Raw genomic sequence first — 12581 nt, forward strand, 5'->3', positions numbered from 1 at the left:
GTAATAATGAGAAAAAATACAACGCCAATATTCATTGGCGGCGTCTTGCTGTCGGCGTTATCCGCCGGCGCACAGGCCGAGATCACCATTCTGGATAAAAACCCGCAGAGCAATGTGTTGCTGGCGCCGCTCAGTGTAAAAGTGGGCGGCAGCATTCGCCCCGAGTGGATCTTCAATAACGGCCCTGAGCCGGGCTATGACAAAAACGGCCACGACGGCGGCACGCGTTTTCGCTTCAGCGGCGACTATGCGCTGACGCAGGACACCTCGATCATCGGCTATTACGAGTGGGGCGTCGATCTGGCGCACGCGCTCAGCTGGGACGGGCACTATAACGAAGACGGCAAGCGCGACTATCAGCGCCAGCTGTACGCCGGTTTCAAAGACGATCGTTACGGCACCCTGACCTACGGCCATCAATACGGCATCTATTATTCGGTGGTCGGCATCAAAAGCGACGTCTGGGATAACGATGGCCATGCGGGCGGCACCGGCATCGGTATTTCCGGCGACTACGACGGCGGCAATAAACCGAAAAACAGCATCAAGTACACCAATGATTTCGGGCCGGTAACGCTGTACGCCAACTATTTATTGCCGGAAGACGATCTGCACACCGCGGATAACCTGATTTATCGCCGCAAGGGCGGTGGCGGGTTGGGCTTCGATTACAAGGTGACGAAAGATTTTACCTTCAGCGCGGCCTACAGTTATACCGACGCGAAGATCAAAGACAATCTGTACAGCGAAAAGGATTATCACCAGCAGCTGTCCGGCACCGCGTTAACCTGGCAGCCGAACAACTGGTACATCGTCGGCACCGCCAGCTATTACAAAGACTATGTGCCGAGCACCCGCCAGCGCACGCTGTCGCACTTCTTCGCCGGTGACGGCTACGGGCTGGAAGGCTTTGTCGGTTACACCTTCAATATCGACAAGCCGTTCCTCAAATCGATCCAGCCTTACGTGGCGGCGGACTCGCTGCGGCTGAAGGGTGACGAGGCGTATCACGCCAACCACGTTTACCTCGGCGCGGGCACCACCATCGGTTACGGTCTGTCGGTGTATGTGGAGCGCACGCTGGCCAACAGCAGCGACAACGAGCCGGACTCCACCTGGATTACGGTGTTCTACGACTTCTGATTTTTACCTGCTTCAAGCCGGCGCCTGCGCCGGCTTTTTCACATGGTGATTGCGCCGCCCAGGGTTTCTCCAGAGGCGTTGCGCTCCGCCAGGTAGCGCGCCGGCGGTTTGCCCACCGCCTTTCTGAACATGGTGACGAAGCCGCTGGCGCTCTCGTAGCCCAGATCCAGCGCCACCGTCTGTACGCTCTCGCCCTGCGTCAAGCGCTGCAGCGCCAGCATCACGTGCAGCTGGCGCCGCCAGTGGCCGAAGCTCATGCCCATCTGCTGTTGCAAGGTGCGGCTGAGGGAGCGCTCGCTCATGCCGATGCGCTGCGCCCACTGCCCGAGGGTGGATTTGTCCGCCGGGCTGCTCAGCATGCCTTCGGTCAACTGCCGAATGCGCGCGTCGTCGGACACTGGCAGGTGCAGATTCTCGATCGGCGCGGCCGCCAGCTGGTCCAGCAGTACCGCCGTCAGGCGCCCCTCGGCGCCCTGTTCGTCGTAGAGCGGCTCGAAGGTGCTGGCCTGCAGCAGCAGCTCGCGCAGCAGCGGCGAGACCGACAGCGTGCAGCAGTTTTGCGGCAGACCGGCGGCGGCATGTTGATCGACGAACAGGCAGTAGGCTTCGGTGGAGCCGGCGCCCTGGGCGTTGTGCAACACGTTGCCCGGCATCCACAGCGCGCACTGCGGCGGCACCAGCCACAGCCCGTTTTCCACTTCGCAGCGGATCATGCCGCGTACCGTATAGATCAGCTGCGCCTTCTGGTGGCGGTGCGGCTCGACTTCCCAATCCTGCTCAAGGGTCGAACCTTGCAGGGCAAACAGCGGACGCGGCACCTGATCGATATCCAGACAGTGACGGGGGATCTGTACTTTCATGAGAACAATTCTCAATTTGGCGGAATTGAAAAGTATTATGTCCTGATTGCGCAATGTGGTCTAGCGCCGGTGCCGATAAAGTAAGCGCCAGTCCTAAACCATTTCGTGAGGAAACTGATTATGTCATTGGATACCGCCGATTTTCCGCTGGTATGGATGCGCCAAAACGGGCGCGATACCCAGGCCGAGCTGGCCGAATTCAGCGCGCTGCTGGCGCGCGCCGAACCCTTTGTCCTGATGACCGACCGCAGCGTCGGCGATGAAGAACAAGAACATGACCGCGATGCCCGCACCCAGGTCGCGCTGTGGAAGCGCGATAACCGCGAGGCGCTGAAGCTGTGGGTGAAAGGTATGATCATGCTGGAACCGGACGACGCCAAACGCGCGGCGGCGGAAGAATTCGCCGAATACGGCGCCAAGTTCTGGGGCTATCCGGTGCTGGTGGCCGCCGATGAAGCCGCAGGGCGGGTATTGGCGCAGACGTTATTGTTAAAATAAGGGGAATACCATGCACCAGCAACAGGTGATTGAACAGCTGCTGGCCTGGATCGAGCAGAGCCTGGATCAGCCGCTGACGCTGGACGACATTGCCGCCAAGTCCGGCTACTCCAAGTGGCATTTGCAGCGAATGTTCAAGCAGCATACCGGCCATATTCTCGGCACTTACGCCCGTCGCAGAAGGCTGACCGCCGCCGCGCGCGAACTGCGCCTGACCGGCACCAGCGTGGCCTGCATCGCCGATACTTACCAGTTCGATTCACAGCAGACCTTCACCCGTTGCTTCCGCAAGCAGTTCGGTCTGCCGCCGGCCAGCTATCGCCGCAGCCAGGATTGGTCGAGCTACGGCCTGCAGCCGCCGCTGCGGCTGACCGAAACGCCGTTGCCGCAGGCCGACATCGTGACGCTGCCTGCCATGCAACTGGTGGGCAACACCCAGCGCCGCAGCTTTACGCTGGGGCAGCTGGCGGCTTCCAAGTGCGAGCTGCGCCGCCACGCCTGGCGGCAACTGCTGCAGCCGCAGGCGCTGCCGGAGGTGGTATACGGCCTCACCAGTCTGGAGGTTGACAGGCAACGCCGGGGTAACCCGCGCATGGCCTATACCGCCGCTCTGCCGGACGAAGGGGCGATGGGAGAGCGGGTGACTATCGAACAGGGGGAGTATGCCCGTTTCACCTATCAAGGGCAGGCGGAAGGGTTACAAAACTTTATCGCGCGGCTGTATGACACCGCGATGCCGCAGATGAACGCCGTCCGCCGGCCGGGGCAGGATATCGAGCGTTTCTACCCGGCGCAGGAGGGCAGCTGCCCGCTTGGCGGCGCGGCGATCCGCTGCGAGTATCTGATCCCTATCCGGCGGGTGGAAGCGTTGGCCGCCGCCAGTTAGGCGGCGGTTCTCGCAAAAAATCGCCATCGTGGCGCGTCAGGTTACAAAAAATTGCGATATTACATCGGTAATGGTTCACACTTTGATTGATGTGCACATATAATGCGCATCCGGTCAAATCCCCCTGGCTTTTCAGGCCGCAGCGCCGTTGGCTGCCGGCTGAAATTCATCGGGGCAAGGTGGCCGTAGAAACCGATATCCCTAATCGCCAGTGGCCTTGACCAACACGAAGATGAAAATGAGCATTCGCGCGTTATTAACCCTGTTTACGGCACTGGTTGCATTCAGCCAGGCTGCCTTCGCCGTCGTCTACCCGCTGCCGCCAAAAGACAGCCGTTTGGTGGGCGAGAATATCCAAATCACCGTACCGGAAGACAGCAAACTGCCGCTGGAAAGCTTTGCCGCCCAGTATCAGATGGGGCTGAGCAACATGCTGGAGGCCAACCCGGGCGTGGATCCGTTCCTGCCAAAGGCCGGCAGCACCCTGACCATTCCGCAGCAGTTGATCCTGCCGGACGCGCCGCGTGAAGGCATCATCATCAACAGCGCCGAGATGCGTCTGTACTACTACCCGAAAGGGTCCAACACCGTGGTGGTGCTGCCGATCGGCATCGGCCAGCTGGGTAAAGACACCCCGCTGAACTGGACCACCACCGTGCAGCGCAAGAAAGACGGCCCGACCTGGACGCCGACCGCCAAGATGCGCGCCGAATACGCGGCCGACGGTGAAATCCTGCCTGCGGTGTTCCCGGCCGGCCCGGACAACCCGATGGGGCTGTATGCGCTGTATGTCGGCCGCCTGTACGCCATCCACGGCACCAACGCCAACTTCGGCATCGGCCTGCGCGTGAGCCACGGCTGCGTGCGTCTGCGCGCCGACGACATCAAGTACCTGTTCGATAACGTGCCGGTCGGCACCCGCGTGCAGTTCATCAACGAACCGATGAAAGCCACCGTCGAACCGGACGGCTCGCGCTACGTGGAAGTGCACAACCCGCTGTCGGCCAACGAAGAGCAGCTGCAATCGAAAGATCCGGTGCCGCTGACCATTTCCGCGCCGGTCGGCAAAGTGCTGATGGACGCCGGCGTCAACCAGAGCGAAGTGGACGCGGCGATCAAAGCCCGTTCCGGTATGCCGGTGAAAGTGAACTGATTGCCTCCGTCCTCAGTGAAAATGCCAAGAAGACGCCTGCGGGCGTCTTTTTTTATGCGGTTTTGATAGGGACTCAATTGAGCGTAGGCGCAGTTTGCAGAACGCTCTGCGATTGCTCTAAACGCCATCATGGAACTTCATGGCTATATAATAGATGAAGTAGGCCAGAACAAACCCAATGCAAGAAAAAATCGCATAAACAATATGATATGAAGAGTCAGAGAGCAGCGTGAAATAGGCGATGCATAGCAAGGTCATGGTAATGACGGCATAGCTAATCCCTATGATGACTCTTGACATGAGCACTGAAAAAACCTTCATTTCGACACCTTTTCAAAAAATAGCTCGGTAATGCGGTCAAACTCGCCTCTGTTTTTTCGCCAAACCTCTATCGCTTGTTCAAATGGCTTTGTTTTGGGTTCTACCAGAAAATATAAGAGATCCAAATTCCCCGCACGCCTTAAGTTATCGTAAATTTCAGGATTTCGCTGTCGTAACTGGCGTGAGGTATGGATTGCTCTTGAGTTCATAGCTCCGAGGGTCAGCAGTGACGTTAGGGCATAACCTGTTGCGAGGCGAATAACCACCCTTTCGGAAAGCGCCGCCCCTACGTTAACCATCAGAACCTGATTGCTTACAAACCTGCCTGCAATTTTCCCGGATCCTTTTTCAACCCATCTTTTGACTTTATCTACATCGACTTTTTTCAGATATTCGTCAACGACAAGTTTAACGATTTTGGCCAGTGAGTGTTGGTTAGCAAGTCCAGCTTTAATGAGGCGAAGCATTCTTTCTGTGTCATATTGATTTATAGAGCGGTTATCTGTATTGATAAAATCATATGCCAGGTATCCCATATCGACGGGAAAGGAGATGGCCCCTTCGATAAAACCGCCAAAGAAATTACTTTTTGAATTTACAGCGTTAACCATCTCTTGGGCGATTTCCTTCGCTCCTTTTGCCATGACTCAATTCCCTTTTGCTTATCGTCCGGTGACAGTCTACTCAACAGAACTTCCTTTCTCTATACGTAAACGACTTATTCGATTTGCTGAATTGTATCGTAATCGTAGGGGAGGGCGTTGGATTGCAGCCCCAGGAGATCAAAGCGTTGCGCGAGCAGTTACGTTTAAGCCAACCGGTTTTTGCCCGTTATCTGAATACCAGCGTGTCGACCGTACAGAAATGGGAAACGGGGGTGAAACGGCCGGGTGGCGTGTCGCTTAAGCTGCTTTCGATCGTACGCAAGCACGGGCTTGAGGTCTTGTTGTAGTGACCGTTTGGGCTGTCACTATTATCACATTATCCCCTCTGGCTTTGATTCTCTGAAATGCCCGCATCGCAATTATTCCAATAAAAACTATCGCTAATTAATAAGTTATATCTTCTCCGTTATCGCCTGCCATTGAAAAAATTCTCGCAAAAAATCCACACTGTGAAAATAAGATCACACAAGCGTAACAAAAGGTAAACAAACCCCTCCTATATTGGCTGCTTCGCTTTTGGGAGGGAGTGTCATGCGTAACTGGAACGAACCGAAAAAGAATAAAGCGCACATCGAACTGATCCCGATGATCGACGTGATGATGTTTTTATTGGTGTTTTTCGTCTTGATTAGCCTGAACGTCATTCCGGCGCTCGGGCTGAAAACGCAGCTGCCGTCTGCCGGCAGCGCGCAGCAGCTGAAACCGCAGAAGAAAGCGATCATCACGCTGGGGGCCGACGAACAGCTGCAGCTGGATGGCCAACCGATCGCGCTCGGCGCGTTGGTCAACACGCTGAAGCAACAGCAGCAGGCCAACCAGACCACCACCATCATCGTCAACAGCGACAAGGGCGTGGCGGTTGAGCGGCTGGTGGCGGTCATGGACAACCTGCGCCAGGGCGGTTTCTTTTCCGTCTCCATCGCGACACGGAAGCTGTGACATGTATCTGCTCTATCGCTCACGTCATCTTTTCAGCTGGCTGCCGGCGCTGATTGTCGCCGGTTGCCTGCTGTTCGCCAGCCAGCAGGCGGCGCTGAAGATCCAACCGCGCTACGACGAAACCGCCATCGAACTGGCGCTGGTGGAGCCTGAACCGGCGCCTGAACCCCAACCGGAAACGCCGCCGGAACCCCTGCCCGAACCGCCGCCGCCCGAGCCGGAGCCACTCCCCGAACCGGTGGTGCCGGCGCCGGAGCCGATCGTAGAAGCCAAGCCGGTGCCGAAACCGCAGCCGAAACCCAAACCCAAACCGGTGAAAGAGAAAGCCAAACCGGTAGAGAAGCCTAAACCGACGCCGGCGCCTGCCGCCCCGCGCGCGCTGGTCAGCAAACCGGCAGCGCAGCCCGCGCCGGCCGCCCCGGCTGCGCCGAAGGTGAACGCACAGGCGATTGAAAACGGCTATCTGCTGGCCTTGCGCCGCGAGCTGGAACAGCGCAAGCGCTACCCGAGCGGGCGCCAGGCTTCGCTCGAGCGCCCGCAGGGCAACGTCGAAGTGTGGCTGGAGGTCGATCGCAGCGGGCGGGTGCTCTCTTCCGGCATCGCCAACAAAGCCGCCAGCATGTTGCTGAACCGCGCGGCGATGAGCAGCCTGCAAAGCATCAGTTCAGTAAAGCCGTTCCCGAGCGAGGCATTCGCCGGGCAAACAACCAAAAGATTTACCGCAACGTTCAATTATCAGGCGCCTTAGCGCAAGGGTTAATCGTTTGATTTTTATGGGATGCACACAATGAAATCGTTTAATCGTTCTGGGATCTATCTGGCGGTGATGTCGGCGATGCTGCCGGGCGCCGCGCTGGCGGCCGACGCCACCGATGTCGGCACCATCAGCGTCAAGGGGCAGTCGCTCGGCGGCGGCATGATGGTGCAGGATGACAGCGCCAAGGCGCGTTCTACCGTCACCAAAGAGGCGATGGAAAAAATGCCGGCGGCGGGCAACGCCATCGATAAGCTGAAATACACGCCGGGCCTGAACGTCAACAGCAACGACGCCAGTGGCCTGAGCGGCGTGGACTACACCATGCGCGGCATGAACTCGGATCAGATCGGCCTGTCGATGGACGGCATTCCGATCAACGACTCCGGCAACTACGCGGTGTACCCGAACCTGCTGGGCGATGCGGAAAACCTGGAGGAGGTGTTCGTCACCCAGGGCTCCTCCGAAGCGGATGGCCCGCACATCGGTTCCAGCGGCGGCAACATTGGCCTGGTGACGCGCCGCCCGGCGAAAGACTTCGGCGGTTTCCTCAAGCAGACGCTGGGCAGCAATAACCTGAGCAAAACCTTTGCCCGCCTGGAGACCGGCGAGTACAACGGCTTCAGCAACTGGATATCTTATTCGCACACCGAGGCGAAGAAATGGCGCGGTGAAGGGCGCCTGTACTCCGACAAGTTCGAAATGAACTCGCTGTACGAAGACGGCAACGGCAACAGCAGCAACCTGATCATGAAGTACAACCGCCAGAACAACACCAACTACAACACCCTGAGCAAGGCGCAGTTCCAAAACGATGGCCGTGATACCGACTACGCCACCACGCCGGAGTACAACAGCAAAGGGCAGTTGAACAAGTACTACAAGATCGAGCGCAACCCGTTCGAAACCTTCACTCTGTCGTTCAGCCAGAAGCTGCAGCTGCGCGACAACCTGTCGCTGACTCTGCAACCGTATTACTACTGGGGCAACGGCGGCAGCTTCAACGGCCAGACGGCGTCGGTGCTGTCCAGCACCTCCAACAAGGCCGGGCAGTATGACCTCAGCAATCTGCAGTCCAATACCTATTACCGCCCGTCGTGGACCCAAACCTGGCGGCCGGGTATCACTACCAGGCTGAAGTGGGACATCAACGATCAGCACAGCCTGGACATCGGTTACTGGTACGAGCGCGCGCGCCAGCTGCAGACCCAACCGTTCATCAGCATCAAAGATGATGGCAATCCGGCGCAAATCTCGGGTAAACCGGGCGGTTCCGATCAGGTGAAGGATGCCAACGGCAATACGGTGCAGGGGCGCAATCAGTACACCATCACCCCGGCGCAGAAGGTGTGGCTGCAGGATACCTGGTTCGCCACGCCGGACTGGACCTTCGTCGGTGGGTTAGCCTATCAATACGTTGAGCGCAAGGGACAGCGGTACGGCAGCCTGACCGAGCGGCCGGACAGCAAAAACGCCACTTACCATGAGTTCCTGCCGAACTTCAGCGCCAGTTATAAGGTGAATCAGGAAAATCAGGTGTTCTACAACCTGACGCGCAACATGCGCACGCCGCCGAACTACGTGCTGTACAACGCCGGAGACTCGCTCAGCACCAAGCCGGAACTGAGTTGGAACCATGAATTGGGCTGGCGTTTCCAGCAGGAAGACATGCTGCTGAGCGCCACGCTGTTCTACATGCGTTACAGCGATCGCCAAATCTCCACCACCAACTCGTCGGGCGACTACGAGATGATGAACATCGGCAACGTGGAGAACAAAGGGCTGGAGCTGGAGTGGAGCGGCCAGTTGCCGCATAACTTCAACTACTACACCTCTTATACCTACACCGAATCGAAGCAGAAGAGCGACATCGTCAGCAACGGGTTGCCACTGCCGACCTCCGGCAAAGAGGTGCCGAACGTGCCGAAAAACCTGCTGAACATGACGCTGGGTTATGACGACGGGCGGTATTACGGCAGCGTCAGCGGCAAGTACGTCAGTTCGTTCTACGGCGATCTGACTAACGACGAGAAGATCGGCGGCCGGACGGTGTTCGATCTGGCGGCGGGCGTGCATCTGCCGGTGGACAAGAAAATCGTCAAGAGCGCCGCGCTGCGTTTTGGCATCAGCAACCTGTTTGACAAGGAATACCTGACCTCGGCGCGCACCACCACCTTCAACGCGGCGCCTTACGGCGGCGTGAAGGCCAGCACGCCGTATTACAACGTCGGCGAAGAACGCACCTTCAGCGTCTCGTTGGAAGCCACCTTTTAACTGAATACCCCGTCGCCTGCCGGGCGGCGGGGAAGAGGAACTCTGTATGGACGCCAATCTGTTGCACGACATTATTTTCTACGTGATGTACGCCGCGCTGGCGATTGCGCTGGTGATCATCATCGAACGCACGCTGTACTTCGCCTACACCCAACGCCAGGCGCGCAAGCTGGAGCAGGCGCTGACGCCGGACGTGCGCCGCACCGCCGATCTGCCGGACGAGCTGACCCAGCGCAACAGCCTGCCGATGGCGGTGATCGCGCCGGTGCTGGCGCAGAAACACCACGCCGGCGACCGTGAGGCGATCGGCGATCTGATCGACGCCCAGTACCTGCTGAGCAAGCCGCCGATGGCGCGCGGCCTGTGGCTGCTGGAAACCGTGGTCACCGCCGCGCCGCTGCTGGGGCTGCTCGGCACCGTGATGGGGATCATCGAAACCTTCAAGGCGCTGGCCGCCTCGGGGGTGTCCGAGCCGAGCCTGGTGTCGGCCGGGATGGGCACCGCGCTGTACGCCACTGGCCTCGGCATCGCCATCGCGCTGCTGTGCCTGGTGGCCAACAACTTCCTGCAGAGCCGCATGGAGCGCATCAACGAACTGCTGAAGGTGCTGTTGATCCGCGCCGGCCAACCGGCCAGCCGCCCGGAGAGCGGCAGCGGTGAACAATGGGTTGACAGCGGGGCGCCGCGCTATGCCTAATGGCCATCCAGTACGGCGGCCGCTCGGCCGCCTTTATACGGCATTGTGGGGCGGTTGTTTATTGATGTTGAGCCAGAGCGCCGCGGCGCGTTTTGCTATTCCCGGCTATGAGTTGGTGTACACCGCGCCGGTGGAAACCGCGCTGCAGGCCGACGACCTGCGCAACACCGCCGAGGTGTGGCGCGAGATGTTCGACGCGGCGAAAACCCGCATCGATCTGGGGCAGTTCTACGTGGCGAATCAGGACGGTTCGCTGCTGGACGGCGTGCTGCAGCACCTGAAGGCGGCCGGCGAACGCGGGGTGAAAATTCGCTTTTTGGTGGAAGAGAAGGGCCTTCGCATTTCTACCGCCGAGACGCTGGAACAGCTGAAGGCGATCCCCAATCTGGAGCTGCGCATCATTCCTTATCAGAAGCTGAGCGGCGGCATTCTGCATGCCAAATATCTGCTGGTGGACGGCGAGCAGGCGTTCGTCGGCAGCCAGAACTTCGACTGGCGCGCGCTGGAGCATATTCACGAAACCGGGCTGCGCATCAGCGACGCCAAGGTGGTGGGGCAGATCCAGGCGATCTTCGAGCAAGATTGGCAGGCGCAGGCGCTGCTGGCGCAGGATAAGCCGGTGCCGCCGCTGCCCGATTCGCCGACGACGGCGCCGACGCAAGGCAACTATCTGGTGGCCAGCCCGCGCGCCTACAACCCGGCGGGGGTGATTGACTCGCAGGCCGAACTGCCGCGCTTGCTGGCCGGCGCCAAGCGGCGGGTGCGGGTGCAGGTGATGGATTACGCGCCGCTGTCGTTCGGCCCCGAACGCAGCCGCCCCTTCTACGCGGAGATCGACAACGCGCTGCGCAGCGCGGCGGCGCGCGGGGTGCAGATCGAGCTGATGGTGGCCAACTGGAACACCAAAAAGCCGGATATCGCCTGGCTGAAGAGCCTGGCGCTGGTGCCGAACGTGCAGATCAAAGTGGTGACCATACCACCGGCCAGCAGCGGCTTCATTCCGTTTGCCCGCGTGATCCACAGCAAGCTGATGACCATCGACGATGAGATTGCCTGGGTGGGCACCAGCAACTGGACCGGCGGCTATCTGGACAACTCGCGCAATCTGGAGCTGGTGATGCACAGTGCGGCGATGAGCGGGCGGTTGGACAAGCTGTACCAACAGCTGTGGAACAGCGTCTACGCCGAACCGCTGCGGCTGGATTACGACTACCCGACGCCCAAGCCGGGCGGCGAGTCCTGATAATCAGGGCGCGGTTAACCCCCGCGCCCTGTGTTTTTTTACCGCCGCCAGCCGGCTTTCTCCAGCGCCGTCACCAGCTGCTCGACGCTCAACCCTTCCGCCCGGTGGCCGTTGCCGCTGACGGAATTGGCCGCCAGTAACGCATTCACGATCGCTTCCTCCACCGCTTCCGCTGCTGCGGCGAACAGCGCCGAAATGTAGTCGTTGTTCACCATGCGCAGCGGCGTGGTGAAAGCGCCTTTATTGGCGTAGTCGGCGGGCGGCAGGCCGTCGTTGCCGGTAGCGAAGGCGATGAAAATGTCGCCGCTCGAGTCCTCGGTGCCGCCGCCGGTGCGGGCGATGCCGATGCTGGCGCGCTGCGCCAGCCGCGCACACTGGTGCGGCAGCAGCGGTGCATCGGTCGCCAGGGCCACCACGATGGAGCCCATGCCGGGATGCGGCAACTGCGGCGTGAACGGCGAGGGGAGATGCCCCAGATGCCGGCCTACCGGGTAACCGCCGACCAGCAGCGACTCGCGCTTGCCGTGGTTGGCCTGCACGATGGCGCCCACCGTCCAGCCGCCCTGATCGGCGGGCAAACGGCGCGATGCGGTGCCGCTGCCGCCTTTGAATTCATGGCAGATCATGCCGCTGCCGCCGCCGACCGCGCCTTCCTGCGGCAAGCCGCCCTGGGCCGCCTGTTGCGCCTGGCGCACGTGCTCGGCCTTGACGTGAAAGCCGTTGATGTCGTTGAGCAGGCCGTCGAAGGTTTCCATCACTACCGGCATATTCCAGTACACCGCGTGGTCGCCCGCGGGCAGCGTTTCACGCTCCAGCGCGATCAGCGCATCGCGCACCACGCCCACGCTGTGGGTATTGGTGAAGGCGATTGGGCTGGTCAGCAGGCCCGCTTCGCGCACCCATTCCAGGCCGGTGGCGTCGCCGTTGCCATTCAGCACGTGCACGCCGGCAAAGCAGGGGGCGTGGCGGGCGGAGCCGGGGCGCGGTTCGATCAGCGTCACGCCGGTGCGCACGCTGCGCCCGTCCGCTAAATCGGCATGAATGCTGGCATGGCCGACGCGCACGCCGGGCACGTCGGTGATGGCGTTCAGCGGGCCGGGCGTGCCCTGTCCGATGATAATGCCCAGATCCTGAGCGCGCTGCGTCAT

General features: G+C 60.0%; 12 protein-coding genes and 1 pseudogene. 10 read left to right on the forward strand and 3 right to left on the reverse strand.

The annotated features are described in order from the left end of the window. Positions 1–6: 6 nt before the first annotated feature. A complete protein-coding gene (locus C9411_RS06350; protein ID WP_060440835.1) occupies positions 7–1143 on the forward strand; it encodes a porin in 1137 nt (378 codons plus the stop codon). Between the two features lie 38 nt (positions 1144–1181). Here C9411_RS06350 and C9411_RS06355 read toward each other — a convergent pair whose 3' ends face one another. Beyond that, positions 1182–2003, reverse strand: a complete 822-nt coding sequence (locus tag C9411_RS06355) for a helix-turn-helix transcriptional regulator (protein ID WP_019453262.1) — start codon at positions 2001–2003, stop codon at positions 1182–1184. 120 nt (positions 2004–2123) lie between these two features. Here C9411_RS06355 and C9411_RS06360 point away from each other — a divergent pair, with 120 nt between their 5' ends. The 3 genes from C9411_RS06360 (at position 2124) to C9411_RS06370 (ending at position 4540) form a co-directional block, all read left to right on the forward strand. Next, positions 2124–2501 (forward strand): hypothetical protein, encoded by a 378-nt coding sequence (locus C9411_RS06360; protein WP_049202336.1) that lies wholly within the window; start codon positions 2124–2126, stop codon positions 2499–2501. Positions 2502–2511: 10 nt separating this feature from the next. Continuing rightward, positions 2512–3387, forward strand: coding sequence for a helix-turn-helix domain-containing protein (locus tag C9411_RS06365; protein ID WP_063991521.1), 876 nt, complete (start codon positions 2512–2514; stop codon positions 3385–3387). Positions 3388–3619: 232 nt separating this feature from the next. Further along, complete coding sequence (locus C9411_RS06370; protein WP_063991649.1) at positions 3620–4540, forward strand: L,D-transpeptidase family protein; 921 nt, start codon at positions 3620–3622, stop codon at positions 4538–4540. Between the two features lie 317 nt (positions 4541–4857). Here C9411_RS06370 and C9411_RS06380 read toward each other — a convergent pair whose 3' ends face one another. Next, a complete protein-coding gene (locus tag C9411_RS06380) occupies positions 4858–5505 on the reverse strand; it encodes a hypothetical protein (RefSeq protein WP_233221886.1) in 648 nt (215 codons plus the stop codon). Positions 5506–5627: 122 nt separating this feature from the next. Between C9411_RS06380 and C9411_RS06385 the strand changes: the two are divergent. From C9411_RS06385 to C9411_RS06410, 6 genes and pseudogenes are all read left to right on the forward strand, one after another. Next, positions 5628–5813 (forward strand): annotated as a pseudogene (locus C9411_RS06385) (helix-turn-helix domain-containing protein); the annotation flags it as partial. 244 nt (positions 5814–6057) lie between these two features. Continuing rightward, the gene (locus tag C9411_RS06390; RefSeq protein ID WP_033636945.1) at positions 6058–6465 is read left to right on the forward strand and encodes a biopolymer transporter ExbD; all 408 of its coding nucleotides are present in this window, start codon (positions 6058–6060) and stop codon (positions 6463–6465) included. Position 6466: 1 nt separating this feature from the next. Continuing rightward, positions 6467–7213 (forward strand): energy transducer TonB, encoded by a 747-nt coding sequence (locus C9411_RS06395; RefSeq protein ID WP_107226698.1) that lies wholly within the window; start codon positions 6467–6469, stop codon positions 7211–7213. A 39-nt stretch (positions 7214–7252) separates the two neighbouring features. Next, positions 7253–9493, forward strand: a complete 2241-nt coding sequence (locus C9411_RS06400) for a TonB-dependent receptor (RefSeq protein ID WP_107226699.1) — start codon at positions 7253–7255, stop codon at positions 9491–9493. A gap of 46 nt (positions 9494–9539) precedes the next feature. Beyond that, complete coding sequence (locus C9411_RS06405) at positions 9540–10190, forward strand: MotA/TolQ/ExbB proton channel family protein (RefSeq protein ID WP_107226700.1); 651 nt, start codon at positions 9540–9542, stop codon at positions 10188–10190. Further along, positions 10183–11433 (forward strand): phospholipase D-like domain-containing protein, encoded by a 1251-nt coding sequence (locus C9411_RS06410; protein ID WP_107226701.1) that lies wholly within the window; start codon positions 10183–10185, stop codon positions 11431–11433. The genes C9411_RS06405 and C9411_RS06410 overlap by 8 nt, the downstream gene beginning before the upstream one ends. A 38-nt stretch (positions 11434–11471) precedes the next feature. Here the strand turns inward: C9411_RS06410 and C9411_RS06415 are convergent, their stop codons facing one another. Beyond that, positions 11472–12581, reverse strand: coding sequence for a P1 family peptidase (locus C9411_RS06415; RefSeq protein WP_107226702.1), 1110 nt, complete (start codon positions 12579–12581; stop codon positions 11472–11474).

The organism is Serratia sp. Nf2 (assembly GCF_003028435.1).
Taxonomy (GTDB): Bacteria; Pseudomonadota; Gammaproteobacteria; order Enterobacterales; family Enterobacteriaceae; genus Serratia; species Serratia marcescens_L.